Below are 15123 nucleotides of genomic sequence, written 5' to 3'. Positions count from 1 at the left end.
TGATCTTCTCTAATCTTAATTAAGTGTATTCAGTCATTCGAAAGTATCAAGAGTGACGTGTCTTCTCTAAATTGTAAGGAGCCAAACAAACAATAAACTCTTTCTCCTTTTTGAACCCTCGAAAATGTTCACAGTGAAAACAATCGGCATGAACATTGGCATAGGAAACACCGTGAAAATCTCTCTTGTCTAAGAGGCAGTTATCAACGGTTGAAACCTTACCATAAAATGTCCTTTCTGATTTTCTGACAGTAATCTTTTTATAGTAATCTTCATAGAATTTCTCTCTTTGTCGTTTCTGTTGCCTTTCTTTTCGCCTTTCGACTACTGCTTCTTTGTTCAGCCTCTTAATCTCTTCATCATAAGCTTTCTGTTTAGCTTCTTCTTTCTCCAAATGCTTTTCATACAATTCTGGGATTCGTGTGTTATGAATCCAATACTTATATAGCGTTGAATCCGTAAGCGTATCTTTGAGTTCATCAAAAACACTCTCTCTATCCACTTGGCTAAGGTCAATTTCGACCGCAGAGACTCCGATCTCCTCAATTTTGAGTTTCTTCAAGTCATCAACAAAATGTGTCACTGCTATTTCTATCAATAGCATTTTGTTTTTGATCATGATATAGAGGTCGGGAATTATATCATGAAGCTTCTTCTCAACATAGACTTCCTGAAATCTTATGACCTGAGGAGGCCGCAGATATATGCCTTTATATCGAATAGCAGGAAGCTTAATTTGTTTCTCAGTCGCCAGAATTTCCTTTGCTAAAAGATGTAAAGTAGTTTCTAAGGCATACTTACATTCTGGAGCATTGTGATGCGCAAAATGATGCACTTTTTGCCTGCCTTTTCTCGCGACTAAAGACGCTCCACATGCTGGGCAAGTGCAACCACAAGACAAGCCTGATTCAACGACTTCAATACATACTAGTAAGTCGTCCTTTAAAGCATAGGGAATTTTTAAAGCCAATCGCCATTAATTTATTAATGATTAAATTAACAGTTTAGATAGATAAAATCATAGTATTTCAATTGAACTCACACAAGAAACGCACTCATGTCTACTCCTTTTGGTTCAGAAAAAATCATCTCACATAAAATTGATAGTGGGGAACTGAGCACTTTCCTTGTAGGTTTTGATCTAGAGGACAATGGCCAAAAAGCATATAGGATTAAACCTTTGGTTCAAAAGTTAACTGATGTAATCCATGAGTTTGCTTTTGGTTTTCACGAGAATCAAACTACGAACAATACAGAGACATTATCTAAACTTATAGAAGCCGCTAAATCAATCTATAAGGTTGATTCTTTTAGTAAAGTGAAAGATATCTATGCAGGCAATGGAAGCATAGAAGATGATGTTGAAGATAAATATTTAAGACGTGGAGAGTTCGGAGAGCTGATTCTACATCTTTTATTACGTGATTTTTATAAAACTATACCTCTTTTATCCAAAATATACTTCAAAGACTCTTTTGGGCATACAGTTCATGGTTTTGATGCAGTACATATACATGAAGAAACAAAGACACTATGGCTTGGTGAATCAAAAATATATAAGGATGGTAAGGCTGGCTTAAGGGCTTTAATTCAAGATATTCATGAGCATTTCAAAAGTGACTATTTAGAATCTGAATTCCTCTTAATTTCAAAAAAAGTAAAGCACTTTGACAACATACCAGAAAAAGATCATTGGCTAGATGTCATGTCTAAAACCAGTAAACTATCTGAACAATTAAACACCATTAACATCCCTCTGCTTTGTACTTACAATTGTTCACTCTTTTCCGAGTATTCAGATGAAAACTCAGAGGAGTTTTTGGGAGCATATATAAATGAAATGCGTGAGCTTAAAAGCTATTTTGATGCTTCAAATGACCATCCGCTTAAAACCAACTTAAACATAATTCTCATTTTGTTCCCTGTTCAGGACAAGGTGGATTTAGTCAAGCGACTACATAATAAATTATCAATCCTTCAAAGCCTTGGCGAGTAAATGGAAGAATTAATCCAAACACTAGAAACTCAAAATTCTTTCGATTCTGAGGAAACCTTTGAATTATATCGAACTTGCTCTCAATATCTTATTGATGATGAGTTAAAAGCTCAAAGATTAGTGGTCAACCTACTTAATAACAAAAGCAAACTTGACCGAAGTCTAGATGGAATTTTAACTGATTTAGTAGAAGCTGTAGGGTTCTACCCTTATTTGACAAAAGAAGAACTACAACTTGATTCTTCTGCTTCTCTAATAAGAAAAGAATATCATCATTCAGAGAACTTGAACAAGTTCTTTCACGAAGATCAAAGGTACTTACTCTCACTTTTAAAAACGGACAAAAATGTGATTGTAAGTGCCCCAACGAGTTTTGGTAAAAGCCTCTTAATCGAAGAATTTGTTGCATCTGGGGCATTTTCGAATCTCGTAATAATCCAACCAACTCTGGCACTTCTAGATGAGACTCGAAAAAAACTAAATAAGTACAGTGACCAATATCGACTCGTGGTTAGAACATCTCAGGAGCCTAGTACTGAAAGAGGCAACTTGTTTCTTTTTACGGCAGAAAGAGTCAATGAATACAAGACATTTCCACATATTGATTTTCTGGTCATAGACGAGTTCTACAAATTGAGTGCAAAAAGGGACGATGAAAGAGCTGATTCTCTTAACAATGCCTTTAACTACATACTAAAAGAGTTTAACAGTAAATTCTATCTCCTTGGGCCGAACATTGACGGGATTTCTCCTGGTTTTACCGAAAAATATAATGCTGTTTTTTACAAAACGAAATCATCTTTAGTCGATACAAAAGTCGTAGATATTTATACTCCCAACAAAGAAGTATTTGATCAAACCACACATCATCGGAAGAAGGGTTACAAAGAGGCAGTTGAAACCAAAGAAAGAATACTTTTTGACTTATTGATTCAGAACAGAAATGAACAGTCAATAATATACTGCTCATCACCATCAAGAGTAAGGCAGTTAGCTGTTAAATTTTGTCATTACCTCTTACAATCTTCTTTAGGTCATGTGACACAAGAGTTGGATATCATTGAATGGATAAGAGAAAATATCTCAGAAGATTGGAGTCTTATAAAGCTTCTGAACAACAGAATCGGTATTCACGATGGTGCTCTTCAAAAACATATCACAACCTCGATAATCAATTATTTCAACAATGGTGAACTCAAGTATTTATTTTGCACAACTACAATTATCGAAGGAGTAAATACAAGTGCCAAGAATATCATCTTTTATGACCCGACCAAAGGTCAAAGAACTCCAATTGATTTTTTTGACTATTCGAACATCAAAGGTCGGGCAGGGAGACTTATGATACATTACACTGGTAATATTTACAATTTCAACCCAGTGCCTGAAAACACACAAATCATTATTGATATCCCTTTTTTTGAACAAAACCCGATTTCAGATGAAGTCTTAATTCAACTTGACGAAAATGAAATCTTAAATAAGGGTTCAAATCAATACGATTCGATTTTAGCAATACCCGAAAGAGAAAAAGATGTTATTAAAAATAACGGGGTTAATGTCTTTGGGCAAAAGACAATTATTGATACTCTAAGAACTGATATTAGAGATAAGTATCATCTTATTTCCTGGAGCAGATTTCCGACCAAACCTCAATTATCGTATATCCTAACTTTAGCTTGGAACAACCTACGAAAGCCCTCTGAAACAGGTGGACAAATGACATTAAATGCTCTTATTACCGTAACACAAATCTATGGTTACAATCAGAGTATTTGGAACCTTGTTGAAAACAATTTTGCCTACCTCAAGGGATTGGCAAAATATTCAGAGGCTTCTGATGCCGAAATTCGGGACGAGGCTATTAGGAATAGTTTTCAAACATTGAAACACTGGTTTGAATATAAAATACCAAAATGGTTATCGGTATTGAATTCAATTCAAGAGTTTGTTTGTCTAGAAGTAGGAAGAAGACCAGGTAATTATAGCTACTTTTCTAGCCTAATTGAAAATGATTTTCTTCGAGACAACCTCGCAATCCTATCAGAATTTGGAATCCCTGGTTCTGCGATAAGAAAGCTAGAACCTCTAATACCAGCCAGCATATCTCAAGACGAGGTTATTCTAAGAATTAAAGAACAGAATTTGGCCGAAAACAGAGTATTCTTGGAGTATGAGAGAAACAAATTGAGAGAAAACTAATTGAATCTCATTGCCAATAATGAACAGCTAAAATTCAAGAAATAATATTAATCCAATTGCCTAAATTAGACTATAAAGATCGCTACACAGAAGCTTTGATCAAGATTCAAAACTTCCTTGATTTCGCAATAGATATTTCTGACATAACTGCGGGAAAGAAAAATGTACCTTGGAACTTAGTCCGTGGACATCAGCTATATAACCGTTTAACTATAAATTGTTTGAGCCTCATACATTTATTACCTAAAAACAGGTATTTCCCAAGTGAATTTGAGTTCTGGGACTTTTCATCAGTAGCATCACTCGCTAGGAATTTAGTCGAAAATTATTATTCATTCTTTTATATCTGTATAGAGCCAATAAACTCCGAAGAATCTGATTTCAGACTATTACTACTTACATACCACCTTAATAATGAAAAGTACAAATTCTATAAAGAGTCTGGACAACCACAGAACGTGCTCGATGAATTTGAGGAAAACCTTCCAAAAGCTAAAAGGAAGCTTGAAGGTCTTCCATTCTTTGAAAAGATTGATAATTCAAAAAAACGAAGCATTCTAAAAGGACTACAGTTCAAGTATTTGTCTAATAAAGAAATTGCAGATCGAATTCCATTCGATACAGAAGAGTACCAACCTCTTTATCGATTCTTTTCTAACCAAACTCACTCTACACCTCTTGCCTTCTTTTCTCAAAATAATGAACGTGGTAGAGGCTTAGAAAGTGAGGTTGAAGTATCCTATATTACAATGGCGCTAGATTTTGCGATCAAATATCTTCTTGCTGCCATTCTTGACATGACCAAACTATTTCCAGATTGTGTTAACCAGCTGAGTCATCAGAAGCTAGCGATTATCAAAGAAGAATTTGAGCAAAGAACTACAAATTAGAAGATTTTAGACTATCAACTCATCGTAATCATCAATGACAGAATTATCAAAGGAATTGAGAAGGTTTGAGCAATTGCTTCAGTTTGAAGCCTCCAAACTCAACTTATTTGGATTAGTTACCTTCTGATTCGATTTTACAGTTGTGCTGAACGCGTCCAGTTGGTGCAGTATAACCTGATTGCCTATTGGTATCCTTAATCAACTGAGTGGATGGACAATTTTTTAGGTGATACACTTTTGAACGCTTGTTCTTGGTCCAAACAAAAAGCTGCTTTGTACTTTGATCGATGCTTGCTTGATCCTGATTAACGTTCTTTTTAGGATGATTCACCCATATCGGTGCGGAATATATCCGGTCACCATCTTGTTGCTCCACAACAACATAATAGAACTCGGCATCTCCGGTCGCGGTTTGATCAAGGACAATCGATCTTGTTCCAATTTCAACTGTTTCCTCAATTAATCTTCCGCTAGATTGCTTTACATTAGTCGCCTTCTTGCTGTCCTCCGCTTCAACTAGACCACCATAAACTGTAATGATAGCCTCCTCTTTATCTTCATCTGGATCCTGAATCAATACTTCAATCTTCAAGGATTGATCTATAGTAGCACTCATATTGGAGCCCATGAAAGTGTCTCCAATATTCAACTTGACACTTGCATTGGCATCCTCAGAGGCAAAGGTACGTTGGCCTCTGAAAGCTTCAAATACACTTTCTTGAGTTAGGTCTTTCGCAAAAACACCAGTACGGATATCGGTGGCCATTCCCCAGGTTTTGTAATGGTTGTCTTGACCAGCGCTTGGAGAAATGTGAAACCCCTGTTTTAAGTAAAAGAAGTAGTCATTATGATGTGGGTATTTGTCATGATGGTTCTCCTTTCTTGCTTTCTGCATTGCAGGTCCACTGAAAATCTCAATGAGATGTACATACTTATCCAGTTTTGAAATCAACGTGCTAAAGTGAGGTCCCAAGTCTCCCGCATCAATTCCGTAATCGTTAAACATGTTCTCCTTTGTTGAGCTTTTATTTCCGCTATAGAATAAATCTTGCTGAACATTGGGATGATTGAGCTGAAGGATGGGAGGACTATCCAATTGATCAAGGCGATCGACTAAGGCATTGAAATTCCCATTGCCGGCCTTTATTACTTCATCAATTCCAAGAACATTCATGTGGTTCCCCTTAGAGATCGCAGAAAACTCTTGACCGTAAATCGCAAGAAAATCATCATCAGTTGCGTCTCTGGCTGCCATGAGCAAAGGCTTTACCTTAAGTTCTTTGTTTCCACTGGCAAACTTTTGAGTTACCGTCTTTACACTAGATCCGTTATAAAGGGCATTATCATTGGCAATCAGCACACCATCTTTACGATCTGCTTTTGCGCCGAATTCCGCTGACTTGTGATTGTGTGGAGTTACAGCAAAGAAATCAAGACCGTGAGACTTGGCCATGTCGTAGGCCTCTTCCGGCGTGCCTGAGCCGTCAGATATGGCAGTATGTGCGTGTAACAACCCAAAGTAAAGACTGAATTCGTCTCCAGCTTTTTGATTGCTCATCAGAACTCCACCCGCAATGCTTAAGGCCAGAATCCCATTTAATAAATTTCTCGTATTCTTTTTCATGGTGCTTGCCCTTTCTATTATTTTTTACTGTTCTCAAAGAAGTTCTCGAGGGTTGAGGTTAATGAGTGAATCATTGAACTGCCCCCAGCCAATATTCCCGCTGTCAGTAGAATATCCACCATATGAAAAAGTGTTTGTTGAAAGCCGTTTAATCCATCTGAATTGAACAAGGACTCCAGGATTCTGAACCCAACGGCAGCAACGATTATGCCTATTATTAGGCTCGTTCGAAGAGTAATTACTCCAGTTTCAGCTCTGAACACTTCAAGTTTCTTCTTAGCACCGTCCCTATCATTAACTGCCGCTGTTACGGTGCTTTGACTAATCCCAGCAACAGTATTTTGTAAACCATCTTTTGCTGTTGTTAGGCTTTCCTCGGCACTTGCTAAATCTTGTTTGAGTTGTACTTTGTCCTTTCGACGCCAAATACCGGTATATACAATAAGTGAACGCTCCACGATGATCCAAAGGGCTCCCAAATTTGTAAATAAATCAATGGCCTTTTTTTGTAAGTCCTTTTCAAAAACAATGGTATTTGTGGCAAATGTCGTCACGTATAAAGTTATCCCTAATACCACCAAGGAAAACGTGATAATCGAATCTTTTAAGCTCTTCATGCTCTTATTTTAATAATGTCAAATCGATAGAGAAGCACTCAAATGATGATTTGAGCCTGTTTAGGAAAAGAATCTAATCGTTAATACTAAAATTAGATTATTCCATTTTATCAAAATAATTTATATAAAACAAATAAATAGACCGTCTTTGATCATTTATGGTATTTGACTATTTTGACTTGATAATATCCAGAACATGAATGAATTCAAGGTCAAAATCACAGGAGTAGGTAAGCTTTGGGATGTGGATTTTTTCTTGGAAAAAGATCCAAGTAAGAGCATCTCATTCAACTACAAGGCAGGCAGAAAAGAATGGTTTACAGAAAAATTTAAGTATTCAGGAGGCGATGAGTTTATCTATGAGTTGGTAGTCATGGCAAGGTATGGGACTAAGTGGTCTGGTCAGATACTCATATACAAAGATGGAGTGGAAGAGGAGTTTCTAAAATGGTCTAGTGCAAAAACTGGTAAGAATAACGAATCCAGGAGAACCAAACCGACAAAAAAAATACCATGATAGAAAAACGAGCATTGAATTTATTCAAGTATCTCTTAGTGCTTCTGATTTTGTTTTTCGTTGAAACGGAGGCCATATCACAGATAGGCGTCATTACCGATTCGAAGGGTGAGACATCTTTGCAAACTCAACAGGATCTTATTTTAATTAACGCTGCAGAAAAATCGTTTGGAGTTTCTTTTGGTCCACAGAAATACCCAGAAGATAAAAAATTAAATTGGCTTGTAACCTTTAAGGCCAAAGGGAAAAAAGGAATCTCACAGTTACTCAAATCAGGTGATTTCGCCTTGGATGGCAGTCTTTCAGCACCTCTTCTGTTTCCAAGTGAGTCAGGAAATAAGTTTTGGTACATAATCCCAGAACTTACCTTGTCTAGGCCAAAAGTGTACGATGCAGCTCTACCCATAGGAGAGGGAGTATTTACGGATAACAACTTAGATTGGAATGTTTCCTTTGGAATTAACGATGAAAAAGGCTCAATCAAAGGGCTCTCTTTGAAGCTCGGTTACCAAGACAATACTTCCTTAATCAAAACACAGTCAATACAAACTGTGAACTCACAAATGACCAATGGGACCACGATTGTTCAAGTAGTATCAACCGACGATGCCTATAACATTGGACAGTTTAGAAAGAACAATGGAATGGTGAGGATTAATGGAGACTACGGTAATAACTTTGCCAAAAATCGATTACTATGGATGCTGCATGGAAGGTTCGCTTCTGATCAAAGGCTGAAACCTCTTTACAACTTGGCTGCTGGTCTATATGTGGTCAAAGACGGGGCTCCTTTGGAAGCTGTTGGCGGTTTCCAGGTTCAATGGGGAGACATATTTCAAACCAGAACTGAAGACAATTTCTTTAACAGACTATCTATTAATCTAGTTGTAGGAATAGGCTTAAAATGACTCAAACTAAATCTTGTGCATCTGCAAAGACTTAACAAACTTCTTCTCCTATAAATTTTGACCCTCTGTGGAATAATGGTTCAAAAAAGGTAATCTCTATACCATACCATTAGATTGAATTCTCTTAGTCAAAACCCTGAGCAAAGAACTCCTGAATAGAGATATCAAAGGCGCTAAGGAGTTTGAGTAGACTCGTATACCTCAAATCTTTTCCCTTTTCATATTGTGCATATTGAGAACGAGATATATCATGCTCATAAGCAAACTTCTCGGCATTTGTATATCCTTTGGCTATTCGCAGCGACCGAATTCGTTGCCCTAACTGATCCAGCTTGTCTTTGTAAAGTTGATCCTCCTTCATGGATCAATACAGCTCAAAAACCATCTTTTAAACAACCTACTTTAATATGTCCTATTATAATAGGATTTATGAAAAACTGATTCTAGATTTGTTCTAATAGCAATTGGTAAAAATCTAAACTCCTTATCCATGAAAAAACTTCTTTTACTTACAACAACCCTTTTGATCACAGCTTGTGGCGGCTTTGAAGAGGTCGATGACAATTCGTCTATTGAAGCACTTGGAAAAACCGTTCTCACGGCCGTAGCCACAAACAATAGTAACCTGTTTGACAAATATGTACCAGACAATAAAGAAGAAGCATTAGCATATTACAAACGATATATGGAGGTGAACAATCTAAGCCTCATTCAAGAGAAGAGTATCGAGCGAATGATGACGAAAAGGTCAAGAACCATTGGGAGTGTGAATCAGACACATCAGGAGTTTTTGGAAAATGGCCTAAATGATTGGTCAGGCATTGAGTTTTTAAACGTCAAGTATGACTCTGACAATAGAGGCGCAAATATGGTTACTGGTCTTCTTATCTCTTTCAAGAACGGTGATAATTTCGGAAATATCAGGGTGGGCGAAGCCTGGGAAACCGACAAAGGTTGGATGGCTACTGAAGCTCTCCAAATGACTTACTATGGGCCAAATGCTTCGGGGCGATAAGTAAAGTAAGGCTAAAACCCTATTGTCTGATGTGTTGGGTGACAACAATCTTGAAGACTCTCGTTAGGGAGTCTTTTTTATTTGCCGTGAATTATCTAGCTTTCATTAAAACACACACATTCAATGGAAGTCATCTGCCTCGAAGAACAAGCCTTTTTCGATCTAATTGACCGCGTTGTAGAACGAATTGGTAAAGGTCAGCAAGAGCTACCCAAATGGATCAATCAAGACGAGACTATGCGGCTTTTGAACATAAAATCCCCTACCACATTGCAGGAGTACCGGAACAATGGTGATATCCGGTTCACACAACCCCGAAAAAGGGTCATTCTCTACGATAGAGATAGCATCAATGAATTTTTAGACAAACACGCAAAAGACACATTCTAAGATGGAAGATTTTGACGAGGAAGCAGAACAGACAAAAGATATACCCTACCTTGATGGTTTTAACATTGGCTATCAACTCGAGAAGAAAACAGAGGATAAATCGCTATCAAAAGAAGATCAAAATTTGATTTCCTCTATGACCAATTTGCTTAAGAAAAGCAGAAGCGATAGTGATAAAATTCAGGGTATGCTTGATGGTCGTAAGCAACGGATTAAAGACCAAGCCCGTGAACAAAACCACTCAAATAAGAAACAGCGAGACCAAGATCGTGAACGGTAGTTCCCTTATTTAAAACCCTTTAATTCGCTTCTCTTTCCTGTCCAATGTTAGATGCCTTTTTAATGCCTGAACGGGTTCTGTCAAGGGCGGCAAAGGATGAGCCGTTTATATACCCTTGACAGGTTCCGCTCAGGCGTTTTCTTTGCAGCTTATTGGAAGGAAAACACCAGATAAGACTAATCAGTTAACTAAGTAGCGGGTTATCATCTGCCAAGGCTTTTAATCGATCATCTTCGTAGTATGGTTTTTTAGCAATCTTAAGCGGATAACTCCCCCCGAAGATGGCATAAATGCCGTCATAGTCACGAATGGCATGTGGTGTTTGCCTAGTAAGCTCTAAACGTTCAATCGGTTGCGCATTCCCACCGTGTAATTCATCAGAAATTGCTCGATCCGATTTATACTTGACGGTTGTTGTGCCCATCAATTTTGACAAATATTCTGCTGTGGTATTCTCGCTCGTACCCAACCAAGTCGTTACAACACTATTGCTGATAAATGACTCCCATGATTTTGGGTAATGCTTTTTCAACTGATTAAGATCTTGAAGTATCATCCAGAATTGTAATCTGTACTCAGGCGTTAGGCCAATATTTTTATCAATGATCTGCATGTATCCCAGAGCTGGAAACTCATCCATGAGTAAGAGGACTGACTGGTTCTTATTTCTCTGAGTTGCTAGAATACTCATGCTCATCATTATTCTTAGCCATTTTGCATGTGTTTCAAGTCGTTCTGGTGGGATGATTAGAAACACTCTTTTCTTCCCATTGGTAATTGAATTAATGTCAAAGGTTGATGATCCAGTAGCGCGTTCCATCGCAGGAGATTTGAATATCTCCAACTCTTTGTGAACGTGAGACAGAACACCTTGTGCTTCTTTAGCCGAATGCTCAAAGCTGTCCCGGATGTCAATGGCATTTTCTTTTAGGACATTCACATCATAATCCTCTTCCATATCCACAAGTAGGCTAATTCGCTTTTCAGACGAGAGCTTAAAGAGTGATCGGAGATTAGAAAGTGTTCTTTCTTCATCAGGCCTATGCGCCAAGTAAAGAAGATAAGTTGACACCCAACTCCTGGCACGATCCTCCCAATAGGGGTCTTTGGTTTCAGCATTTTTTGGGACTAAGCTTTCCGCAAGCATATCGCAATCATCCAACAAGTCATCTGATTCTATATCCAGAATATCAAGAGGATTGATTGAGTCCTTCTGTATGCTATGCTTCGTATTGTACTTTTCCTGAATATTCCAAGGATCAAGGATGATAGTCTCAAACCCATGTTCTTGCATACTTCTTGCAGTGATAGCAGTTAGAGTTCCTTTCACATCTATGATGATCATTGAACCAGGATAACTCTCGTGGTTAAGAAGTTGGGGAATGACCAGAGATGTTCCTTTACCAGAGCGCGTTGCGCCAAAGGTCATAAAATGACCTTCTTTATCAACGTATTTACCACCACCAATGTGGACCCCTTTGTTAGAAATACCAAGTCCATTGTTTTCACCAAATCCAGCTTGTCCTTTCTTAATGGCATCCAAGTGTGGCTCATAGAGTGCCTCTTGCTGTCCATTGGCAATCTTCAATTGATACTCGTAGGCATGTAAAAACTGATCTTCGAACGGAGCAAGCGTATTCTTCTTACGTTTTTCTTTAGTGAAGCGGTTTTTAAGCTTAATTAGCTCATAAAACTCTTTCGCTTCTTGCCAGTTTTGAGTGCTTAACATCTGGCCATTGTCTAATCTTAAATCATAGGATAGGTCAGCCCTAAGGTTAGCCCTACCCCAAGCATCGAATCTCATCTTATCAAAGCGGTCAGTTACACGAACAATAGAAAATTTCCCCCAAAACTCAATGTATTGTAGGTACTCATGATGTCCAAATATGGGCTCTCTGGAATCTGAGTTTGAACTAAGTTTAAAATCTACCTGCCCCGCATATTGAGCTGCTCCATTGGTTTCCCGTGCTCCTCTCAAATTGAACACTTTCAGCGTTTCCCTTATACGTGCATAATGACCTCTTTTATCTTTATCAGAGTAGGTTTTCCAACGGTTACGGAGCCCTTTTTTATCCAGTTCCCATTTTTGAAAAACACGGCTTCCCATAAGCCTACTTTCATAATTGAGGCAGTCCGGATGAAAGCGACCAATACGGGTAGATGTAGAGCCACCGCTAGCCATTCTTCGAAGCCCTATTAGGCCTTTTCGAAAATAAAAGAGAACTACAAGCGCTATGAAGATAGCTGCTACTGATTCAAGAGGCTTCATGCCTAAAATCGCATAGGCATGGCCAAAAACTAGTAAGAACATATATGTGTGTGTGTTTATTAATGGATTATTTAATCTCGTTCGCGATCTCGGCTGATTCCTAAATCCCGATGATTTTCTCTAGATTTTTCGTTGACCTCATGCATTCGGTCTTTCTTTAATTCCTTTTTCAGCCAACGTGGATAATCAGGGTGATTTTTACCTATTTTCTCAGCAATTTTATACACTGTTTTTCTTGAATTTTTCTGTATCTGTTTTCTTTGTTGTTGGTAATTCTCCCTAAGTTTCTGTCTGTCTATTGTGGTGTTCTGAATCTGTTTCACTCCATCGGGTTTCAAAACTGGCATGGGTTTCCCTTGGTCGATAATCTTTTTTTGTTCCCCATAATCGAGCTTCAACTTTAGCAATTCTTTATCTCTGGTTTTGATCTCTATTTTGTAATTACGATCAGCAGCTAAATCATCATCGAACCTATTCATTTATATTATGTGTTGATATATGAAAAATATTGTACTATAATATAATAAACAAAATTTGTAAGAATAATAGATGCTCAAATTATTACATGATCGTGTTCGTAATCCAAAAGAACGAAGACAACTTGCCATAGAAATGTTCTTAGAAGAATTGGGCGAAACAATTACCGATCAAGACTTTATAGCAGGATGGTCAATTGATTCCATTGATGATTTCCTGGACATACTGAATTATGACCCTGATCCTTACTGGCTTAACGCTATTCGACAAACTGTCAAAGAGGAAGTTATGGAGTATCGTACTATGTATAAGAAATTCACTAGCGGTCATTTTGAAGGAAATGATAATGTACCCGTTAGCTTTGATGAGCTAACCTAACGATCTCTGTCCTTCTCCCTGTTTGTATTTCGCCTGCCACAATAGTCGATCATGTTAGTCATTGATTCCTGTACAAAGTTGAATTGCCTGTCTTGTCTAAATTGACGTTTCTGTTTCAATAATTCTAGACTTGAATTCTCTAACTTATAGGAACTGTTCAATGATCTTACTTGCGCTTGTACATTCTCCACTGTCGGCAAGTTATTCAAGACATCGCTAATCTTATCTTTGATTTCCTTTGAAGTTTTAAAGTGACGAAGTTGGCGTGTTAAACTCAAAGGATTACCTAAACTGTCAATCACAACAACTCGTTTGCCCATGGCCAAGTAAAACTGATTCTGAGCAAGTCTTGAGACAAAATCTGAACCATCTTTACTGTACTCATAACAAGTGCGAATTATGTTTCGAATGGACTTCTGTCTTTTACTCAACCTCTTGGCCTGTTGCGCTTCTGCTTGATTGTAAGATCGACCAGACTTTTCTTCATTTGTTTTCGCAAGCTCGAAGGACTTTTCAAGCTCTCGGGAGACCTCCTTATGTTTATAGTAGTTATTGGATATTGGTTTAAGTTTTCTTTTCTCAATATCGGCCAACTGGACGACTAAATGAGCATGTTCTCGTCCATTCTTCTGATGTAAAACAATGGCTCGGGGCTGTCCTACAAACTTGAGTTTCTCCATGAGTGCATCGCATGATTTTATGTATTGCTCTGGAGTCAGCATCTCATTTTTTCGAGGGTTGATATTAGCATGGTATAGCACTTTTCCAGATTGCGAATTTGTTAGCTTTCCCATGTCTTCCATATCACGCAAAGCGTGATACAAACTATCATTGATAGCGACACCAGATATCTCAAGAATGGAGACTTTTTCATTCTCGTCTTTCAGAAGATGATTAGCCAATCTTTTTGCCCCTTTGACAGCTTGTCCGTTAATCACCATAACCAAGAGCTTTCCTAATTTCTAAACGTAATTGTCTGATATGGTGAAGAGTCAATTGTAACTCATCGGTAATAGGCAAATAACCCATATTAAGCTCGCGTGCGATCTGGTTGAGGTTCCCCCCCACTTTACCAATCTGAGCGAGGGTTTTTAATAAAACCTCGATCTCTACATTGGGAGCTTTGCGTTTACGCAATGCTTTTTCTTCAAGACATTTCTTTCGGAAATAGTCTGATTTGGAAAGCCCCGAAGCCTGGCAACGCTGTTGAAACAGATTGAATTCTTCCGGTAATACTCGGAAGTTGATAATCTTAGTTCGCTGTCGTTTCTCGCTTTTTTGCATTAAGGCTCTCTCGGCTTTTCCAACTGATGGCATCGCCATCACACAGGGGATCAAACGGGGAAGTATTCCCCTTTGCAAGTCGGACGGTTTTACCGTCCATGGCTTGCCCGTATCCATTTCGCTAACGTTGACATCTGGTGAAAGGTTTATCTCAACTATTTGATTATCTGTGTCTTAAGGTGTCATATGATGCGAAAACGGGATACGGTATTTGTACTGTTGTTTCAGGTGAGTTCAGATTGTTCCATATAGTACCAATGAAAAATAATTTCACTT

17 protein-coding genes are annotated in these 15123 nt (G+C 38.0%); 9 read left to right on the top strand and 8 right to left on the bottom strand.

Annotated elements, in window-relative coordinates; translation table 11 throughout:
• Positions 1–46 precede the first annotated feature (46 nt).
• Positions 47–970 carry a competence protein CoiA family protein gene (locus tag BFP97_RS17945; RefSeq protein WP_139135363.1) on the bottom strand — a complete coding sequence of 308 codons (924 nt, stop codon included), beginning with the start codon at positions 968–970 and terminating at the stop codon, positions 47–49.
• An 87-nt stretch (positions 971–1057) separates the two neighbouring features.
• Here BFP97_RS17945 and BFP97_RS17940 point away from each other — a divergent pair, with 87 nt between their 5' ends.
• The 3 genes from BFP97_RS17940 (at position 1058) to BFP97_RS17930 (ending at position 5088) form a co-directional block, all read left to right on the top strand.
• Complete coding sequence (locus tag BFP97_RS17940; protein ID WP_069843745.1) at positions 1058–1996, top strand: DUF1837 domain-containing protein; 939 nt, start codon at positions 1058–1060, stop codon at positions 1994–1996.
• Positions 1997–4198 (top strand): helicase-related protein, encoded by a 2202-nt coding sequence (locus BFP97_RS17935; RefSeq protein ID WP_069843744.1) that lies wholly within the window; start codon positions 1997–1999, stop codon positions 4196–4198.
• Between the two features lie 221 nt (positions 4199–4419).
• On the top strand, positions 4420–5088 hold the full coding sequence (locus BFP97_RS17930; protein WP_139135362.1) for a DUF5677 domain-containing protein: 669 nt from the start codon (positions 4420–4422) through the stop codon (positions 5086–5088).
• A 112-nt stretch (positions 5089–5200) separates the two neighbouring features.
• On the opposite strand, the gene BFP97_RS17925 is transcribed toward BFP97_RS17930, so the two are convergent.
• Positions 5201–6712 (bottom strand): PHP domain-containing protein, encoded by a 1512-nt coding sequence (locus tag BFP97_RS17925; RefSeq protein WP_069843742.1) that lies wholly within the window; start codon positions 6710–6712, stop codon positions 5201–5203.
• A gap of 17 nt (positions 6713–6729) precedes the next feature.
• Positions 6730–7329 carry a hypothetical protein gene (locus BFP97_RS17920; protein ID WP_069843741.1) on the bottom strand — a complete coding sequence of 200 codons (600 nt, stop codon included), beginning with the start codon at positions 7327–7329 and terminating at the stop codon, positions 6730–6732.
• 196 nt (positions 7330–7525) lie between these two features.
• Here BFP97_RS17920 and BFP97_RS17915 point away from each other — a divergent pair, with 196 nt between their 5' ends.
• Both BFP97_RS17915 and BFP97_RS17910 read left to right on the top strand, forming a co-directional pair.
• Positions 7526–7846, top strand: coding sequence for a hypothetical protein (locus tag BFP97_RS17915; RefSeq protein WP_069843740.1), 321 nt, complete (start codon positions 7526–7528; stop codon positions 7844–7846).
• Positions 7843–8754: a hypothetical protein gene (locus BFP97_RS17910; RefSeq protein ID WP_139135361.1), complete on the top strand. Its 912-nt coding sequence runs from the start codon at positions 7843–7845 to the stop codon at positions 8752–8754. The genes BFP97_RS17915 and BFP97_RS17910 overlap by 4 nt, the downstream gene beginning before the upstream one ends.
• Before the next feature lie 124 nt (positions 8755–8878).
• On the opposite strand, the gene BFP97_RS17905 is transcribed toward BFP97_RS17910, so the two are convergent.
• Entirely contained in the window at positions 8879–9115 is a 237-nt protein-coding gene (locus BFP97_RS17905; RefSeq protein WP_069843738.1) for a helix-turn-helix domain-containing protein, read from the bottom strand.
• A gap of 129 nt (positions 9116–9244) precedes the next feature.
• On the opposite strand from BFP97_RS17905, the gene BFP97_RS17900 reads away from it, so the two are divergent.
• The 3 genes from BFP97_RS17900 (at position 9245) to BFP97_RS17890 (ending at position 10439) form a co-directional block, all read left to right on the top strand.
• The gene (locus tag BFP97_RS17900) at positions 9245–9769 is read left to right on the top strand and encodes a hypothetical protein (protein ID WP_069843737.1); all 525 of its coding nucleotides are present in this window, start codon (positions 9245–9247) and stop codon (positions 9767–9769) included.
• 123 nt (positions 9770–9892) lie between these two features.
• Positions 9893–10159 carry a helix-turn-helix domain-containing protein gene (locus tag BFP97_RS17895; protein ID WP_069843736.1) on the top strand — a complete coding sequence of 89 codons (267 nt, stop codon included), beginning with the start codon at positions 9893–9895 and terminating at the stop codon, positions 10157–10159.
• A gap of 1 nt (position 10160) precedes the next feature.
• Positions 10161–10439 carry a hypothetical protein gene (locus BFP97_RS17890; protein ID WP_069843735.1) on the top strand — a complete coding sequence of 93 codons (279 nt, stop codon included), beginning with the start codon at positions 10161–10163 and terminating at the stop codon, positions 10437–10439.
• A 184-nt stretch (positions 10440–10623) separates the two neighbouring features.
• On the opposite strand, the gene BFP97_RS17885 is transcribed toward BFP97_RS17890, so the two are convergent.
• Entirely contained in the window at positions 10624–12750 is a 2127-nt protein-coding gene (locus BFP97_RS17885; protein ID WP_069843734.1) for a type IV secretory system conjugative DNA transfer family protein, read from the bottom strand.
• Positions 12751–12779: 29 nt separating this feature from the next.
• The gene (locus tag BFP97_RS17880) at positions 12780–13187 is read right to left on the bottom strand and encodes a hypothetical protein (protein ID WP_069843733.1); all 408 of its coding nucleotides are present in this window, start codon (positions 13185–13187) and stop codon (positions 12780–12782) included.
• A gap of 70 nt (positions 13188–13257) precedes the next feature.
• Between BFP97_RS17880 and BFP97_RS17875 the strand changes: the two genes are divergently transcribed.
• A complete protein-coding gene (locus BFP97_RS17875; RefSeq protein ID WP_069843732.1) occupies positions 13258–13563 on the top strand; it encodes a hypothetical protein in 306 nt (101 codons plus the stop codon).
• Here the strand turns inward: BFP97_RS17875 and BFP97_RS17870 are convergent.
• Both BFP97_RS17870 and BFP97_RS17865 read right to left on the bottom strand, forming a co-directional pair.
• The gene (locus tag BFP97_RS17870; protein WP_069843731.1) at positions 13560–14504 is read right to left on the bottom strand and encodes a relaxase/mobilization nuclease domain-containing protein; all 945 of its coding nucleotides are present in this window, start codon (positions 14502–14504) and stop codon (positions 13560–13562) included. The genes BFP97_RS17875 and BFP97_RS17870 overlap by 4 nt on opposite strands.
• A complete protein-coding gene (locus BFP97_RS17865) occupies positions 14494–14964 on the bottom strand; it encodes a plasmid mobilization protein (RefSeq protein WP_069843730.1) in 471 nt (156 codons plus the stop codon). Before BFP97_RS17865 ends, BFP97_RS17870 begins: the two co-directional genes overlap by 11 nt.
• Positions 14965–15123: the final 159 nt, after the last annotated feature.

It is taken from the genome of Roseivirga sp. 4D4 (genome assembly GCF_001747095.1).
Taxonomy (GTDB): domain Bacteria; phylum Bacteroidota; class Bacteroidia; order Cytophagales; family Cyclobacteriaceae; genus Roseivirga.
This window is presented reverse-complemented; position numbering and strand designations above follow the sequence as displayed.